Source organism: Amycolatopsis sp. NPDC059021 (assembly GCF_042739895.1).
Taxonomy (GTDB): domain Bacteria; phylum Actinomycetota; class Actinomycetes; order Mycobacteriales; family Pseudonocardiaceae; genus Amycolatopsis.
Genome location: NZ_JBHYIQ010000123.1, coordinates 1 through 16657 on the forward strand (window position 1 = coordinate 1; position 16657 = coordinate 16657).

Consider the following 16657-nt stretch of genomic DNA (forward strand, 5'->3'; position numbering starts at 1 on the left):
GACTCACAAGGTCCGATGTCATCACTCACAGTGCCCATCCCGCCGGACCTCAGCCCGGCGTGTCGGGCCGGAAACACCGATCTTGGAACACTCCCTCTGTCGCCGATTGTGGGTTCTCTTTGTCACCGTTGTGGGATCACCACGTTGACGGGGTGGTGGGTTGGTTCGGTAGTGGTGCGAGGGTGGTGTCGTGTTGCCATACTCCGCTGCCGGTGCGTGCGACCTGGCTGACGGCGGCGGGGGTGTAGCGGTCGGCGACTTCGCTCCAGCGTGCGCTGCCCACGACGGTGTTCTGCAGGATGTCGATGTAGAGGTGGACGTGTTCGCGGTCGTGTGCGTTCAGGCCGAGCTGGTCACACAGGCCGGGGATGTCCTGTTTGAGGGTGAGGAACCGGTGGGCGAGTCGCGCTGTTTGCTCGGCCACCTGCGCCACTGCCCGTGATCGGCTCCAGCCACGGTCGTGCATGAGGCTGGTGATCAGGTTGGGGGTGTCGCAGGCCTCGTCCTTTTCCAGTGAGTAGTAGTCGTTGATCAGGAGGTTGGCTTCCACGGTGAGTGTCAGCATCGCGGCCGGCAGCGGGCTTGTCCGGGCGGTGCTGGGGATGTCGCAGCCGAGCGCGGCTTCGATCGTGTCCACCGTCGGTCGCTGGCCGATGGTGGCGCGGCGGTAGGCGAGGTAGTCGTCGACGCCGATTCGCGAGCCTGCCGTGTGGTGGGCGGTCACTTCGGTCAGGCATCCTTCGAAGTAGCCGATCCAGTCGGCGATGATGAGGGCGCGCCACCACGCGGGGCGTCCGGCCAGGGTGCGCTGCCAGAAGTCGGCGAACGCGGCCAGCAGTCGTGCCGTGCCGGGCGCCGCGGGTGAGTTCGAGGTGACCACGTTCATGCAGTCGTGGCACAGGGCGACCGCGTCGGTGGGCCACTGGCCCGGGGGCAGGTCGAACTGGTCGTCGAACAGGAAGAAGCATCCCGCCAGGTCGACGATCAGGTCCAGGCCGGCGCCGCGGGCGTCCGGGGCGAGAAACGTGGCGATGTCCACGGTGTTGGACGCGGTGTATCGGCGGGCAAGGCCGGGGTCGTCCAGCAGCCCGAACCGGCGCGCCCACACGATGTGGCGTTCGCGTGCCGCGGGCAGCTCCGGGTTGGGGTGCCAGTCGAACGGGATGTCCAGGTGTGGTTCACGAGGCATGGCGCCTCCCGGTAGGGGTCTCGCGCAGGGCCGGCATCCAGCGGTCGGTGCCGATGGTGGGCCAGCGTCGCGGGTGGGGGCCCAGGGGCGCGAGCGCGTCCAGGGCGTAGGCCACCCACGGGGCTACGGCGGGTGTGCCGTGGCGGGCCTCGGCCAGCCAGGCGGTCCAGGGCAGCCATCGCAGGCCGGCGACCTCGTCCGGGTTCGGCGCCGGGGTGTCGTGCAGGACCGCGCGTACGACCGGGCCGATCTCGTTCTCGACGATTCCGTTGTCCATCCTCGCCCGGTAGCGGACCGCGGGCACCACCACGTCGAGCCGGGCCGCGCGCACGCCCAGTTCGGCGGCGAGCCTGCGGGAGACCGCGTCGAACAGGTGCTCGCCCGGTGCCGGGTGCCCGCAGCAGGTGTTGGTCCACGCACCCGGCCAGGTTTTCTTCGTGGCCGCGCGGCGGGTCGCCAGGAACAGGCCGTCGCGGTCGAAGCCGTAGCAGGTGAACGCCAGGTGCAGCGGGGTGTTCTCGTGGTGGGAGGCGATTTTCGGCGCGACGCCGACGGCACGGCCGTCCTCGTCGAGCAGCACGATCTGTTCTTCCTCGGGTGCGACGGTGTCCATGTGGTCCTCCTTCGGGTCGTGGCTGATCGAGCGCGGGTGGTGTCAGCTCGTGCGTTGGGTGGCGCGGTCGGCGAGCCGGTGCAGTGCTTCGGCGGCGTGCCCGGGGAATCCGGCGGCGTCGATGAGGACGGCGGCCTGCTCGGCCCGGTCGCGGATCATCCGTTCGACCCGGTCCCGTGCGCCGGTGTCCACCAGCACCGATCGGATCCGGTCCGCGTCGTTCTCGGTCAGGCCGGGCCGGCCCACCAGGGATTCCAGCAGCGCGCGCTGTGGCCCGGACGCCGCGCGCAGTGCCGCCGCGAGCAGCACCGTGCCCTTGCCCTCGCGCAGGTCGTCGAGTACGGGTTTGCCGGTTTCCGCGGACCGGCCGAACACGCCCAGCAGGTCGTCCCGTAACTGGTAGGCCTCGCCCAGCAGCATGCCGAACGCGGCGAACCGCTCGAGGTCTGTCGCTCCGGCCGTCGCCGCGCCCAGTTGCAGCGGCCGGGTCGCCGTGCCCGCGGCGGTCTTGAAACGCACGGTCTGCAAGGCCGTGTCGACGTCGTCGGACAACACCGCCGCGCCGAGCAGGTCCCGGTACTGCCCGAGCACCATCTCGTCGAGCATCACGCGGAACACTCCCGCCACCCGCTGTCGCGTCTCGCCCAGCGCGGCACCGTGTAGCAGCTCGGCAGCCCACCCCAACGCGAGATCACCGGCCAGCAGCGCCGCGCTCGCCCCGTATCGCGCCGCGTCGCGCACGGCCGTGAACCGCTCGGCGAATGCCCGCTGCGCCGTCGGACGTCCCCGCCGTGTCTCGGAATCGTCGATGATGTCGTCGTGGATCAGGGCGTAGGTCATCCACATCTCCACCGCCGCCGCCACCCGCAGCACCACACCCGGATCACCGTCGCCGCCCGCGGCGTGCCAGCCCACCACGCACAACAGCGGACGAACCCGTTTGCCGCCCGCGGTGACGAGCCCCCGCACCGCCTCCACCAGATCGCGGGGATGCCCTGCCGCTTCCGCCTCACGCCGCTTGCCGTCCAGAAACGCCAGCAGCACCTCATTGACGCGGGTACGCACCGCGTCCGTATCGATCGTTTCGGTGTGCCGGTCGGCGTTGTGAGTGAGTTCGTACGCGGGGTGCTTCATCGGGTGGGTGGTGCTCATAGGGTGCTCCCAAGTCTGCTGTGGACGGTGGGGCGATCCGGTATGGGCGTGCGGAACCTCCGGTGAGGCAAGTGCCGATCGCCTCCGGTGGTCGTGCTAGGGCGTCTGTGGGCCGGTGATCCCCGGTGGCAGGCGGAACACGATGTCCTCGGTGATCGGCTCGCCGTGCACGATCTCGGCCGGGGCGAGGGCGGCGATCACTTGCTGGACAAGGGATTCCGGGGTCGACGCGCCCGCGGTGACGCCGACGGTGCCGACGCCTTCCAGCCACGCCGGGTCGATGCCGCCGGCGTCCTCGACGAGGTGCGCGGGGCAGCCCGCGGCCTGGGCGACCTCGACCAAGCGGACGCTGTTGGAGGAGTTGGCGGAGCCGACGACCAGGACCAGGTCCGCCTGGGCGGCGATCTGCTGGACGGCGGTCTGGCGGTTGGTGGTGGCGTAGCAGATGTCGCTGGTCGGTGGGCTGGTCAACCGTGGGTACTTGTGGCGCAACCGGTCGACCACCGGCGCGACGTCGGCCATGGCGAGCGTCGTCTGGGTCAGGTAGGCCACGGGAGCCTCTGGCGGCACGTCGAGGTGGTCGGCGTCTTCGGGTGTGGCAGCAAGCTGGATCGCCTCGGGTGCCTCGCCGAGGGTGCCTTGGACCTCGTCGTGGTCGGCGTGGCCGATCAGCACGATCCGGGTGCCGGTGGCGGCGAGCCGCCGGGCTTCGGCGTGGACTTTGGCCACCAGCGGGCAGGTGGCGTCGATGGTGCGCAGTCTCCGCTCCCGCGCCCGGGCCCGTACGGCGGGGGACACCCCGTGCGCGGAGAAGATCACCAGGCCCTCGTCGGGAACTTCGTCCAGGTCGGTGACGAACACCGCGCCCCGCTCCCGCAACTCGGCCACCACGTGGGCGTTGTGCACGATCTGCCCGCGCACATAGACCGGGGCGCCATACAGTCGCAGGGCGTGGGTGACGGTCGCGATGGCACGGTCCACACCGGCGCAGCACGCCCGCGACCCGGCCAGCACGACCTTCATGACGCCCTGCCCAGGACGTAGCCGACGAGAGCTTCGGCCACAGTGGACTCGCGACCGGCCGTGCGCAGGTAGCGCAGGGACCGGTCGGCCTCGCGGGTGGCGATGGCCATCGTGGCGTCGCGGCATCCGGATTCCGCCAGCCGGGCGGTCATCCGCGACCAGCGCCGGTCGGCGACTGTGTCCACTTCGGACAGTTCCTTCAGCGCGTCGGCCACAGCGTCGGAGCAGGTGCCACGCAGAGCCAGCACGATCGGGATGGACTTCCCGGCCGAGCGCGGGTCCGTGTGTGCCGGTGTGCTGGCGGTCCGGGGATCACCCCACAGGCGGCGAATGTCGTCGACGCAGTGGATGGCGATACCCAGGTGGCGGCCGGCCAGGTACAGGGCGTTGACCGTGGTGGTGGCGACGGCGGGCAGGCACGCGGCGGGCAGGGCGAGCGCCGCGCCGAGCAGGGCCCCGGTCTTGTTGCCCGCCATGGCCAGGCACTCGTCCAGGGTGACGGTGTCCTGGCCGGTGACCGGCCGGGTGGCCAGGTTCAGCTCCTGCTGCCTGCCGTTGTGCACCGCGGTGATCGTCTCCGCGAGGACGAACAAGCCACGCCCGCAGGACCGGTCGGCACCGGCCACCGCGGCCAGCGCGAGCCCCATCAGCGCGTCTCCGGCCAGCACCCCGGCCGAGACGTTCGACTGCGACTGTCCACTCGAGACGCCCCGGCGGATCCGGTCGCGATCGATGACGTCGTCGTGCAGCAGCGCGGCATGATGCAGCAGCTGCACCGCACACGCGCACTCCACGGCGACGCTGTCCTCCGTACCGACCAGCCCGGCCGCGACCTGGGTGAGCGCCGGCCGCAGTGCCGTGCCGTCCTCCCTGTCGCCGGGCGGGGTCCGGTCCGGTTCGGACCATCCCAGGTGGTGACCGCAGATCCGAGCCAGGTCGCCGTCCAGCCGGCCCACAAGGCCGCGCATGGTGGGCTCCACCCACGCCCTCGCCTCGCGCAGGATCGCGTGGGCGTGCTCGTGCCCGTGGGTGCCGGCGGGCGGGGCCATCGTGGCGGTCATGACGGTGTTCCCCCGTCCGCTCCGGTCCCGTTGCCCGCCCGCTCCTCGGTGGTGGGTGCGGTGGTGGTCCAGACCTGCACCAGGACTTCACGGGTGCGCCCGCCGTCGCATTCCAGCAGCATGATCCGCTGCCACTGGCCCAGCCACATCCGCCCCTCCCACAGCGGCAGCGTCACCGACGGGTGCGTCGCCAGCATCGCCAGGACATGGGAATGGCCGTTGGGGCGCTCGCCGGGCACCAGGTTCTCCCAGCGCCGCGACAGGTCGTCATGCGCCCAGTAGCGATGCGGGGTGGGCGGCGCCAGCGTGGACAGCATGTCGAACAGGTCCTCGCGCAGCCCGGTCTCCGACTCGTTGACGATCAATCCGCACGAGGTGTGCCCGCAGGTCACCACCACCTGGCCGGTCGACGCGCCGGTGGCCGCCACGGCCGCGTCGACCTGGCTGCCGACCTGGTCGGTCAGGTCCACCAGATGCAGCGGATCGGTGGTGCGCACGCGAAGCAGCGCGCTGCCCGGCATGCCCAGCGCCGGCGGACGTTCCCATATGACGTCCACAGTGGACGGACCAGGTGCGGTCCGCGGGGGACGAACGGTAGCGGTCATGGCGAATTCGACCTCCTTGTCACCGTGGCTTGGTGCTCACGTTCTCGGTGGCACCGCCGACGGTTCGGTCATCGCGGTTTTGTCACACTGAGGGACCGGCGGTGGTGCCGGTCAGTGCGAGGGCCTGATCGAGCAGCGTCTCGACGATCCGGTGCTCGGGCACGGTCGCCACCACCTGCCCCCGCACGAAAATCTGTCCCTTGCCGTTCCCGCTGGACACCCCGATGTCGGCCTCGCGTGCCTCGCCGGGACCGTTGACCACGCAGCCCATCACCGCCACCCGGATCGGTGCCGGGAATCCCTCGAACGCCGCGGCCACCTGCTCGGTCAGCCGGTGCACGTCGACCTGCGCGCGGCCGCAGGACGGGCAGGAGATGATCTCCAGACGGCGGGGACGCAGCCCCAGCGACTCGAGGATCCCGATCCCGGCCTTGACCTCACGCACCGGATGCGCCGACAACGACACCCGGATGGTGTCGCCGATCCCCTCGCGCAGCAGGACACCGAAGGCGACCGCGGACTTGATCACGCCCTGGAACTCCGGCCCGGCTTCGGTCACGCCGACGTGCAGCGGGTAGTCGCACTGGGCGGCCAGCTGCTCGTAGGCCGCCATCATGACGACCGGGTCGTGGTGCTTCACGCTGATCTTGACGTCGTGGAAGTCGTGCTCGGCGAACAGCGAGGCCTCCCACAGCGCCGACTCCACCAGCGCCTCCGGGCCGGCCTTGCCGTGATGCTTGGCCAGCAGCCTCGGGTCGAGACTGCCCGCGTTCACCCCGATCCGGATCGGCACCCCCCGATCCCGCGCGGCGGACGCGATGTCGGCGACCCGGTCGTCGAACCGCTTGATATTGCCCGGATTGACCCGCACTCCCGCACAGCCCGCGTCGATCGCGGCGAACACGTACCGGGGCTGAAAATGCACGTCGGCGATCACCGGGATCGGGGACCGTCCCGCGATCGAGGCCAGCGCGTCCGCGTCGTCCTGCGACGGCACCGCCACCCGCACGATGTCACATCCCGCCGCGGTCAGCTCCGCGATCTGCCGCAAGGTCGCGTCCACGTCGGCGGTGGGCGTCTTGGTCATCGACTGCACACTCACCGGCGCGCCACCACCGACCGCGACACGCCCCACCCACACTCGCCGGCACTCCCGGCGAGCCACGCGCACACCACCCGTCACAGTCACGACACACCTCCTGGATCGGCCGGCTCGCACGGCGTGATCCGCCATTCCTTGCGCCCGGGGAAAAAGCCACTGATCAGCGCCGGGCATCTGACGCTCGGAGACTCGGTCACCGTGCCGGCACATCTCAACTGGGTCGTGCCGCGGTGACGTCAACTCCGGGTCACCAACCACGCGGTTCTGTTAGACCAAACAGCGCAACGCAGGTCATCCATGTTGCGCACGATGGGCGAATAAAGACAGTCCTATCACGCGATGTGACAATTCTGTAATGGGGTCGGTCATCAACAGTTCACCACCCGTTTTTCAGCGCGCCACCGCGTCCCGTCGGCCCGTTTTTCGCCCGGCGGGACAGCGGCGGTAACGACAGCGATGTTATGGCTAGATCCGCGTCAGGAAACACCATTTCTCTGCGGTTTCAGTGCCGTTCCGGCGGCGTGGGTTTGAGCGATATCGCCGAATTCAGGCATCGCTCGATCGGCGTGCCGACTGTCACTCTTTGGCGACGGTGATTACCGGGGGACGGCGGTCATCGGCTCTCTCCGGTTGTGTTCCTCAGTCGAAGAGGAGAACGGCTTTGACGGCGGTACCCGCTCGTGCCGCGTCGAGCGCCTCGTTGATCCGGGGGAAGGGGTAGGTGCGGACCAGTCGTTCGAGGGGGAAACGGCCATCTTGGTAGCGGTCCAGGAGCCGGGGGATGAACGTGTGCGGGTCCGCGTCACCCTCGATGACTCCGTGCAAGCTCCTGCCGAGCAGGAGATGGCCCTGATCGATGGTGATGTCGTTCTCCATCGCCTGGACGCCCAAGGTGGCGCAGCGGCCAGGGGTACGCAGGGCTTCGAGGGCCTGGCGGACCACCGTGCCGGAACCGACGGTGTCGACGGTGAAATCGGCACCCGGGCCGAGGATTTCGGCGATGCTCCAGCCGAGATCCTCGGTGCCGTAGGGGTCGATGACATGGGTACAGCCCAGTTCCTCGGCCAGCGCACGACGCTGCGGATGGGGGTCGACCCCGATGAGCGGAGTGCAGCCGATGTCCGAAGCGGCCATCACAGCGCTCAGCCCGACGGCGCCGAGTCCGAAGACGACCATGCTCTGCCCGGCGGCCGGGCACAACGTATGGCACACGGTTCCCGCGCCGGTGAGCAATCCGCAGCCGAGCGGAGCCAGGATCTCCCACGGAAGTCCGCCGGGCACCTTGACCGCGTTGCGGGAGCTGGCAATCGCGTGGGTGGCAAGGGAAGACTGGCCGAACCAGCTGCCGTGTACCGGTGCGTTCTTCCGGCTCAAGGTGACCGATCCGTCGAGACGTGTGCCGGTGTAGTTGAGCGCGCCGAACAGTTCGCAGTATGCCGGATGCCCGGTGGTGCACTGCACACACTGGCGGCAGGAGTCGAAGCTCAGCACCACGGTGTCACCCACCGACAGCGTGCGTTCCCCGGGGCCGACCTCCTCGACGATCCCGGCGCCTTCGTGACCGGGGACCATGGGCAGCGGGTAGGGGATGACACCGTCGGCAACCAGCACGTCGGTGTGGCAGATGCTCGCGCTCTTCATCTTCACGAGAATCTCGTCGCCGACCAGGACGGGCAGCTCCACCTGTTCCAGACTGAGCGGTTTCCCCGGGGCCTCCAACAAGGCCGCGGTCGCGGTGGTGATCACGTGCGCTCACCGTCCTTGGCCGCGACGAGGTCCTTGTACAACGGGACGAGAGGTTTCGTGAGCGGGATCAGCCGGAGCAGTTTGCTGATGGGGCCACGGGCACGAACCTCACCCCGGGCCAGTCCGATGGCGGCGTTGTACTCACCGCGCCAGAAACGGTCGCCGATGTCGGCCGACATCGCCAGCCGGATATCCGGGACCACATCGGCCTCTCCCTTGATCACTTCGATGCCGGACGGTGCCAGCCGCACGAACATCGTGGCGGCCGGATCCGAATAGTCGACACGAAAGGTCAGATCGGCGGCCCGCAGTTTCGGCCCCACGTCCTTGTGGTTTTCGGCGGCCTCGAACATGCCACCCAGATAGCGATACACTTCGGCTGCGTCGTTGAAATACGCCATGACCTCGCCTCTCTTGGTAACGTCGTAGTGCGTCTTGGACGTCCGGAACGAATGACCGGCGCACGGCCGTGTCACGAACGGCGTGGCGGCCGGTCAGCCGGCGGCTGTTCGCCTACGGGCTCGAGGAGGAACAGCCTGAGATTCCGGTGGCTGACGGTGGCATAGGTCAGGTAGCCCGGCCACAGCTCGCACAGCTGTGTCCACAACTGCTCACGTTCCGCCCCATCCACCAACCGGGCTCGTACCGCGACGGTGGCTCCGGCAACGGTGACCGTCGCCCTGGGATCCGCGAGCAGGTTGGCCGACCACGCCGGATGTTCGCGGCGACCGACATTCGAACCGACAACGGCGTAGGCCCGGCCGTGCAGCACGTACGTCAGCGGCGTCGAGCGTGGCAGACCGCTACGCCGGCCGGTCGTGGCCAGCAGCAGCGAAGGCATGCCGAACAGCGGTACCAGGCTACGACGACCATGCGTGGCGCGCTGAAGCCGCACGTCGATCTTGGTCAGGAACCGGGAGGGCCCCAGGAACCAGCGTCGCCGCCCGAGAGCATGGACGCTTTTGAGCCAGGGATTGATCCTTGCGGACTTCGCTGGAACAGGCAGCGACATAGTCACCTCCGGCACATCGTTGTGGCAGGTCATCGTGTAGGTCTGGTGGGCACCTTCCCGGATCGACCGGCTGACACGGCGTGTTCCGCCATTCCGGCTCGAGGAAGACCACCTGTCGGCGTCAGGTATCTGACGCCCGGAGCCTCGACCACTCGTGCCGGCACGTCTCAGCCGGTCGTGCGGCGGCTACGACTCCGAGTCACCAGCCACGCTGTTCTGTTAGACCAAACAGTTCAACGGAGGTCATCCATGTTGCGCCTGACGGGCAATTGAAGGACAGGGCAATCACGTATCGTGACAATTCTGTGACGGGGTCGATCATCGACCGATGCCCTCGGCGCCACCCGTACGCAGGGCTATCCCCAGACCGCAATGTCCGGCGTTGTCGATCAATAGCTCACCGCGGCAATTCACCAACGGGTCACCGAAGGAAACAGTTCGCACCCATTTCGGTGCAGCACCACATTCGAAAGGCAGTGACGAACTCTCCGCTCCGTCGGGTCGGCGCTGCGATACCCGTGTGGGGCATGACATCGCGTAGCGCGAGGATGAGCATCGTCGTCCGTCAACGAGTTCTGACTCGCACCTGCCATCGCTTGTCAATTACACGATCGTGTGATTGAGCTGCCCCATAGTGACGCTTAGTCTTCTTCTACCCCGTCAGCGAGGAGGGGTGGATGATCTCTCCAGGTGAACCTGAGGCCTGCGTGAAGCGCTCCCAGTGTCTCACCCGACGCGGTTGCACACTCGCATACCGATCGGCCCGACTGGCTACTCGCCTGAGCGGCTCGCTACATAAGCCCGGGATTTGTACCTGACAACCATCTGCCGCGGCGCCATGGTTGCCAGCAAACATAGTGGTCAGGTCCGGTGCCGCAATGTTCTATGCCTTCCCCATTTTTCGCTGATCGCCGGAGCTGTAGTCCGCATTGAAGGAGTAGTGCGATGGATTCTTTTCGCATGAGCGTTGGAGTCTTCGCGGGCGCCACGAGTTTTATTCCGCTGAACATGCTCCGTACACTGGACACCTACCCAGAGTTCAGAGAAACGCTCCGGGGCGTCGAGGCGGGATTCGGCGACGCGGACGGCGCGTCGCTCCGGGATCTCGTTCTCGGCGGCGATGGGCCGAAGTACCTTCGTGACCACCCTGACCCCGCGCTGCCCTCGCTGGTTCAGATCGCGACGGCGCTGGGGGCGTACGCGGTGGGGCAGCGCGCGGGAACAGGCCCAGCTGTCCTGTTAGGACACAGTTTCGGAGAGATCACGGCACTGGTGGCCGCGGGAGCGTTCCTGCCGGCCGACGGTGCCCGCATCGTCCGGACGCGAATGCGGCTTGCCAAACAGGTCATGGATCTCGGCGGGATGACCGCACTGGATATCGGCGCGGCGAGGGCCACCAGTTTACTGGAAACCGTGGCGTCTGCCTCGCTGCGGGTGGCGTGCCACAACACCCCCCGGTCCACTGTGGTCAGCGGGACGCTCGACGACCTTCAGTTGGTCGACCGGCTGGCCGGGCTCCTGGGCATCCGGGCGGTCCGGCTGCCGGTCCGGTTTGCGTATCACAGCCCGGTCATGGCCTCCCTGGTCGACACGTTGCGGCAGGAGCTCGCCGCCTCCGGCATCCACCAGCGGCCGTTGCGCACACCGGTGCACTGCGTTTTCCATAATCGGCGGCACACCGACCAGGACGACCTTCTCGGGCATATCGCCGAGATGTACGTCCGCCCGGTTCTTTTCGCCGAAAGCCTGAGAACCCTGCACAGCGAGGGCATTGATCGCTATCTCGACTACGGCGGCGACGGCACGATCACGCGGATGGTCGAGGCCACCCTGCCCGCTGTCCAGGTGACTTCGCCGATACCGGGCCCGGCGAGCGCGGCCGCGCCGGAGCCGAGCACGGTTCCCGCCGCAGCGGAGCCGGAGGACATCGCCATTCCATATCGTCAGGCGCCGGCCGTCGAGAACGCGGAACGGAGTGCGCGCCCGGCCGTAGCGGAATCCGTGCCGTCTCTGGTCCGGGAGGATCTGCTCGCCGAGCTGGCCACCATGTACGCCGAAGTCGTGGGATATCCGGCGGATGTGTTCACCGAAGACGTCGATCTCGAAGCCGACCTGGGCATCGACTCCTTGCGGCAGGTGGCGGTGCTCACCAAGGTCACCGAGCGTTTTGGTCTGGCCCGGACCGAGATCAAGCTCAGCGACTATCCGACATTGGGGTCGGTCGCCGATTCGGTCACCGCCCAGTTGGCCGGTGGTTCACGATGATGTCCGGTCGACCGATTGCCATCGTCGGGATGGGGGTGGTGCTACCCCGTATCAGCTCTCCCGACGATCTGTGGGACGTTCTGAGCGGCGACCACAACATTTTGTCGGAACCCTCGGCCGAACGGATGGATCTGACGCATTTCTGGTCGGCTGAGCCGACCGAGCCGGACCGAACACGCCACCGTCATGGCGGGTTCATCGACGGATTCGCTCCGCACACCGCGCTGATGGACGACATCCGCGCCGGTTCCTGGCCGGCCGATGAGGACGCGCCGGCGACCTGGCTGCGGCACTGCGCGCTGCAGGCGCTCGACCAGGTCAGGCTGAACGCCGACGATCGTGTCCTGATCGAGATGGCGGTGGCGGCCGACACGGTGCAGGCCCTGGAATCCCGGATGGCGGGGCAAAGCCTGGGACGGATGCTCAGCGACGCGCTGGAAGAACACGGCGACGGCCGGAGTACGGCGCGGGCGCTGCGGATTCGCCGGATTCTGGCCCGCAGATACGGCCGTGACACCGAGGGCCATCTGCCGGATGACATCTGCCGGCGGGCGTTCGCGGGTCTGCTGCCACCGCGGCGGGAGTTGGACGTCGTCACCGCGACCTGCGGATCGGGCCTGATGGCCATCAATCTGGCCGTGCCGCGCCTGCAAGCCGGGGAATGCGATGTCGCCCTGTGCGGTGCGGCCCATGAACTCACTCCGCGCGCCATGGTGGCGCTGTCCAACGCCGGGGTTCTCGCGGATGTCCCTCAGATCCGCGCGCTGGACCGGGACGCCCACGGCACGGCGTTCGGTGACGGTGCGGCGCTGGTCGTGCTCAAGACTCTCGACCGCGCCACGGCCGACGGTGACGGTGTGCTGGGAATCATCGCCGGGTGCGGCGCGGCTTCCGACGGCAAGGGCAAGTCCGTGGGAGCGCCCAATCCGCTGGGCCAGCGGCGAGCCATCACCCAGGCGTGGAAGGCTGCGGGCATCGATGTGGACGACCTCGATGTCGTCGTGGCACACGGGACCGGGACCAGGGCGGGCGATCCGGTCGAGGTGGGAGTCCTGCGGGAACTGCTCGCCGACCGGGATTCGCCGGTGCCAGTCGTGAGCAACAAGGCGCTCATCGGTCACACCGGCATCTGCGCCGGCCTGGTGTCGCTCCTGCACGGTGTCCTGGCGCTGCGCCACGAAACCCTTCCCGCGCAACAGTACTTCCAGGCGGCCAGCGGCGAGCTGAACCCGATGTTCGTCCCCGCCCAACCCGTCGCGTGGCCGCGCGGTGACCGGCCTCGGGTCGCCGCGGTGTCGGCGTTCGGACTCGGCGGCGTCAACACCCACCTGGTGCTGACCGACGGTCCTACCCGCAGCACGGCCGTGGCGCGGGACGCGGACGAGGTGGTTCTCACGGCATGGACCGGGCAGTTCCCGGAGTACACCGGCCGCGCCGCGGTGCGGCGATGGCTGACTGGCGCGGCACCGCCACCACCGGCGTCCTTCGGCGATTCCTTCCGCACGCCCGCGTTCACCGAACTGCGTGTCCCGCCGCCGACTGTCCGGCACATGGACCGGACGGAGATCATGGCGCTGCGCATGGTGGGCGAGCTTGCGCGCGATCTGGAACCGGCCTGGAGCGGGCTCAGGGCTGCCACCGGGCTGGTCGTCGCGCACGCCGGCCCGATGCGGGCTGCCGTACTGAACCTGCTGCGCTGCTACCTCGCCGACTGCGCCGCCGCCATCGGCTCCGGCCACGACAACCCTGACGACGCCGACCTGCGCTCGGCCTTCGAGGCGGTCAGCGCGAAAGTGCGCGAGCAGGGGCCGCCCACCGGGCCGGACACCGCGGTCACGACCGTGGGGGCCAGCCTCATCGGCGGCTGGGTGACCAACTACTACGACCTGCACGGCCCGCATCTGGCCGTGGAAACCAGCGACGCGAGCCTGTCCGCACTGCGCGTCGCCGAACAGTACCTGCTGCACGGCGGTCTGGAGTTGATGATTGTGCTGGGGGCGAACGCCAACTCCGAACCCGAGTTCGCCGCTGCCCTGCGCGGCCGGCCGGTCGTGGCCGAAGGCGCGGTCGCGGTCGCGCTGACCCGCCGGAGCACCGCGGAGCAGTTCGCGTTGCCGGTACTGGCGACGGTGCGCACCAGTCCCGCCGCGGACAGAGGGACCCGCCACGAACAGGACCGTACGTATGTGGGCGCCGACGGCCTTGTGGCGCTGGTGCGTGCCGTGGTGACCGGGCAGGGCACCGAGATCACGCCCAGCCGGCCCGACTGCCCGGCGGTGACCATCGACGTGCCATCAGACGTGACACCGGACGCGGCATCTGGCGAAGACGCGGCATCCGGTGAGGGCGGTGGCAAGGAGGACGTCGTCGTCACCCGCGCCGGGCTGGCATTCGGTGAGCTCACCGGGGACGACCTGCCTCCGGCCCGGGACCCTGTCGCCTGCCTGACCGGGAACACCCTGGTCATCACCGACGATCCCGTCATCGCCGCCGCGGCCCGCGAACGCGGAACAGGTGCCACGTGGGTGACCGGCGGACCGATGACCGAACCGCCCGGGCCGATCGAGCACCTGCGGGTGCTGTGCCGCCTCGACGCCACCGGCAGCGCTGATCCCTGGGAACCCGGCACCATGGACCGCCTCGGCGACCTGCACGATCTGGTCGTCCTCGCGATCAAACGCTTCGCACCCGCACTCGGCGCCGGCGCGACATTCGGTGTATTGCTCATGGACGCGCTGCGGCAGGACGTGCCGCACCCGTACGCGGGAGCTTTCACCGGGCTCATGAAGGCCGTCCGGGTCGAGTTTCCGGCGGCCCGTTGCTGGTGCGTGCTCACCGATTCCCCCGACCTGAGCGAGGCGCTCGGCCAACTCGGCACCGAATCGGGCACCGATCATCACCTGGGAGTGGTGCTGATCCGCGGACATCGCCGTCTCGGTTACCGCCTGACCGCCCTGCCATCCCCGGATCAGGCGGCGGCCGGTCCGCTCGGCAGGCAGAGCGTGGTCGTGGTGACCGGTGGCGCCGGAGGCGTCCTGGGGCCGCTGCTGGAGTCGCTGGCCCGTGATCACGCACCCGCGATCTACATTCTGGGCCGCACCCCCGCTCCGCCGCCCGGTGTCTTGACCCCGCTGCCCGACCGGGCCGAGTTCATCGCCGAGCAGCACCGGCTCAACCCGCAGGCTCCGCTCAGCACCCTTGCGTCCACCTGGGACACAATCCGCAAACAGCACGCCATCCGCGAGACGCTCACCCGCCTGGCCGTCCACAGTGGACATGACCGGGTCCACTACCTGGCCTGCGACGTCACCGACGCGGCGGCGGTCAGACAGGTCATGGATCACATCCACCAGGCGGAAAGCGGTATCGATCTGCTCGTCCACGCCGCGTCCGCGGCCACCCCGGCAGCACTGTCCCGCAAGGACCCGGCGGCCTTCCGGCGGGGACGGGACACGAAGATCGCCGGCTACGCGAACCTGCGTCGTGCTCTGCACGGCAGGCTCCCGCGCCTGTGGTGCAACTTCGGGTCCACCATCGGCCTGGTCGGCTGGGCCGCGGAAGCCGAGTACGGCTCGGCCAACGACTTCCTGGCCACTGCGGCGATGTGGTCATCCAACGTCGAACACAACGCCGAGTTCACGGTGCACTGGAGCGCGTGGGACGGCCTGGGTATCACGGGCGACCCGCTCATCCAGGACACCATGCGCCGCAACGGAATCACCAAGTTCATGTCACCCAGGGAGGCATACCTCCGGTTCGACCAGGCTCTCGGTGATCCCGGCAGGCCACCGGTCATCGTCCATCTACCCGACGCCGAACGTGCCGTCCTCACCGCGCAAGCCCCGCACCTGCGGATTCACCCCGCCCGCACCGCCGTCGTCCCCCCAAGCCCGTCGTTTACCGTGCCCGACGACAATCACGTGTTCTTCGACCGCGTCTTCGACGTCCAGATCGACAATCACCTGGCAGTACACGTCATTCGCGGCAGGCCGCTCATGCCGGGTTCGATTCCGCTGGAAATGTCACTGGAAGCCGCGCTGCGTCTCGTGCCCGGCATGACGGTGATCGGTTTCCGTGACCTCGAACTGCGCGTGCCGCTGCGGGCCACGGCGAACCGGCCGAAGACCGTTCGCGCCGGCGCCACCGTCATCGAACGCCAGGAGGACCGTGCGCGGATCCGGGCATGGCTCACCTCGTTCGTCCAGCACCCGGGCGACGGCCGGATCCTCAACGAACAGCTGCACAGCGAGGTCGATGTTCTTCTCGCCACGAACCCGCCACCACCGCCCCGGTGGAACCGCCCATCCACCATGCCCGCGCGGCCGGTACCCAACCCCATGTACCTGCCGAACGACCGCTGCCACGCAAGCGGCCCCTACCTGACCACCACCGGCCACACCGTCGGCGACACCGGAGCGCACTCCACGCTCCGCGCCTACGACCCGTCGCGCCCGCCGGGCTTCGCGACCTTCGGCCGTCTCCCCACCGTCCTGTTCCAGGGGATACTGGAACTCGCGTTTCTCGTCCACACCGACCAGTGGTCTATTCCGCTGCTGCTCACACGCCGGATCGCGGCGATCGACCTCTACACCCGGCACAACGACGCGGATGTGCTGGCCGCACACGGCCGGACCCTGCACTTCTTCGCCGACCCGCCAGGCCCCGGCAGCCGCCTGCTGGCTCTCGCCGATGACCGCGTTCTTGCCCAGGCCACCGGGGTGCAGGCCATACAGATCGGCCGTTTCGACCTTGCCACCGGCAGTTTCCACGACAACGACGCCACCGAACAGATCCCGTTCGCGAGCGAGTCCTCCACTGTTTCCCCGTGGCATCCGGTGATGTCATGACCCGCAGACCGAACGGAAAGGTGGCCGTCGTCGTCACCGGCG

At 68.8% G+C, this 16657-nt stretch carries 12 protein-coding genes; 2 read left to right on the forward strand and 10 right to left on the reverse strand.

Annotated elements, in window-relative coordinates; all coding sequences use genetic code 11:
* Nucleotides 1-136: 136 nt before the first annotated feature.
* From ACFWX1_RS42245 to ACFWX1_RS42290, 10 genes are all read right to left on the reverse strand, one after another.
* Nucleotides 137-1189: a hypothetical protein gene (locus ACFWX1_RS42245; RefSeq protein ID WP_378395523.1), complete on the reverse strand. Its 1053-nt coding sequence runs from the start codon at nt 1187-1189 to the stop codon at nt 137-139.
* Nucleotides 1179-1802 carry an isopentenyl-diphosphate Delta-isomerase gene (gene idi / locus ACFWX1_RS42250; RefSeq protein WP_378395525.1) on the reverse strand — a complete coding sequence of 208 codons (624 nt, stop codon included), beginning with the start codon at nt 1800-1802 and terminating at the stop codon, nt 1179-1181. Before idi ends, ACFWX1_RS42245 begins: the two co-directional genes overlap by 11 nt.
* A 42-nt stretch (nt 1803-1844) precedes the next feature.
* Nucleotides 1845-2954, reverse strand: a complete 1110-nt coding sequence (locus tag ACFWX1_RS42255; protein ID WP_378395526.1) for a polyprenyl synthetase family protein — start codon at nt 2952-2954, stop codon at nt 1845-1847.
* A gap of 96 nt (nt 2955-3050) precedes the next feature.
* A complete protein-coding gene (gene ispH / locus ACFWX1_RS42260; RefSeq protein WP_378395527.1) occupies nt 3051-3977 on the reverse strand; it encodes a 4-hydroxy-3-methylbut-2-enyl diphosphate reductase in 927 nt (308 codons plus the stop codon).
* Nucleotides 3974-5038, reverse strand: a complete 1065-nt coding sequence (locus ACFWX1_RS42265; RefSeq protein ID WP_378395528.1) for a polyprenyl synthetase family protein — start codon at nt 5036-5038, stop codon at nt 3974-3976. The genes ispH and ACFWX1_RS42265 overlap by 4 nt, the downstream gene beginning before the upstream one ends.
* The gene (locus ACFWX1_RS42270; protein WP_378395529.1) at nt 5035-5643 is read right to left on the reverse strand and encodes a YjbQ family protein; all 609 of its coding nucleotides are present in this window, start codon (nt 5641-5643) and stop codon (nt 5035-5037) included. The genes ACFWX1_RS42265 and ACFWX1_RS42270 overlap by 4 nt, the downstream gene beginning before the upstream one ends.
* A gap of 82 nt (nt 5644-5725) precedes the next feature.
* Nucleotides 5726-6832, reverse strand: coding sequence for a flavodoxin-dependent (E)-4-hydroxy-3-methylbut-2-enyl-diphosphate synthase (gene ispG, locus ACFWX1_RS42275; protein WP_378395530.1), 1107 nt, complete (start codon nt 6830-6832; stop codon nt 5726-5728).
* A 552-nt stretch (nt 6833-7384) separates the two neighbouring features.
* On the reverse strand, nt 7385-8491 hold the full coding sequence (locus ACFWX1_RS42280; protein WP_378395532.1) for an NAD(P)-dependent alcohol dehydrogenase: 1107 nt from the start codon (nt 8489-8491) through the stop codon (nt 7385-7387).
* Nucleotides 8488-8892 carry a sterol carrier protein gene (locus ACFWX1_RS42285; protein ID WP_378395533.1) on the reverse strand — a complete coding sequence of 135 codons (405 nt, stop codon included), beginning with the start codon at nt 8890-8892 and terminating at the stop codon, nt 8488-8490. Before ACFWX1_RS42285 ends, ACFWX1_RS42280 begins: the two co-directional genes overlap by 4 nt.
* A 71-nt stretch (nt 8893-8963) precedes the next feature.
* Complete coding sequence (locus tag ACFWX1_RS42290; RefSeq protein ID WP_378395534.1) at nt 8964-9536, reverse strand: nitroreductase family deazaflavin-dependent oxidoreductase; 573 nt, start codon at nt 9534-9536, stop codon at nt 8964-8966.
* Nucleotides 9537-10463: 927 nt separating this feature from the next.
* Between ACFWX1_RS42290 and ACFWX1_RS42295 the strand changes: the two genes are divergently transcribed.
* Both ACFWX1_RS42295 and ACFWX1_RS42300 read left to right on the forward strand, forming a co-directional pair.
* Nucleotides 10464-11768 carry an acyltransferase domain-containing protein gene (locus ACFWX1_RS42295; protein WP_378395535.1) on the forward strand — a complete coding sequence of 435 codons (1305 nt, stop codon included), beginning with the start codon at nt 10464-10466 and terminating at the stop codon, nt 11766-11768.
* Nucleotides 11768-16615 carry an SDR family NAD(P)-dependent oxidoreductase gene (locus ACFWX1_RS42300; protein ID WP_378395549.1) on the forward strand — a complete coding sequence of 1616 codons (4848 nt, stop codon included), beginning with the start codon at nt 11768-11770 and terminating at the stop codon, nt 16613-16615. The genes ACFWX1_RS42295 and ACFWX1_RS42300 overlap by 1 nt, the downstream gene beginning before the upstream one ends.
* Nucleotides 16616-16657 lie beyond the last annotated feature (42 nt).

What these genes read in the sequence shown, in the direction of transcription:
- ACFWX1_RS42285 (WP_378395533.1), bottom strand. Translation starts at nt 8,892, where the DNA reads ATGGCGTATTTCAACGACGCAGCCGAAGTGTATCGCTATCTGGGTGGC.
- ACFWX1_RS42300 (WP_378395549.1), top strand. Translation starts at nt 11,768, where the DNA reads ATGTCCGGTCGACCGATTGCCATCGTCGGGATGGGGGTGGTGCTACCC.
- ACFWX1_RS42245 (WP_378395523.1), bottom strand. Translation starts at nt 1,189, where the DNA reads ATGCCTCGTGAACCACACCTGGACATCCCGTTCGACTGGCACCCCAAC.
- ACFWX1_RS42295 (WP_378395535.1), top strand. Translation starts at nt 10,464, where the DNA reads ATGAGCGTTGGAGTCTTCGCGGGCGCCACGAGTTTTATTCCGCTGAAC.
- ACFWX1_RS42265 (WP_378395528.1), bottom strand. Translation starts at nt 5,038, where the DNA reads ATGACCGCCACGATGGCCCCGCCCGCCGGCACCCACGGGCACGAGCAC.
- ACFWX1_RS42255 (WP_378395526.1), bottom strand. Translation starts at nt 2,954, where the DNA reads ATGAGCACCACCCACCCGATGAAGCACCCCGCGTACGAACTCACTCAC.
- idi (WP_378395525.1), bottom strand. Translation starts at nt 1,802, where the DNA reads ATGGACACCGTCGCACCCGAGGAAGAACAGATCGTGCTGCTCGACGAG.
- ACFWX1_RS42290 (WP_378395534.1), bottom strand. Translation starts at nt 9,536, where the DNA reads ATGACCTGCCACAACGATGTGCCGGAGGTGACTATGTCGCTGCCTGTT.
- ispH (WP_378395527.1), bottom strand. Translation starts at nt 3,977, where the DNA reads ATGAAGGTCGTGCTGGCCGGGTCGCGGGCGTGCTGCGCCGGTGTGGAC.
- ACFWX1_RS42270 (WP_378395529.1), bottom strand. Translation starts at nt 5,643, where the DNA reads ATGACCGCTACCGTTCGTCCCCCGCGGACCGCACCTGGTCCGTCCACT.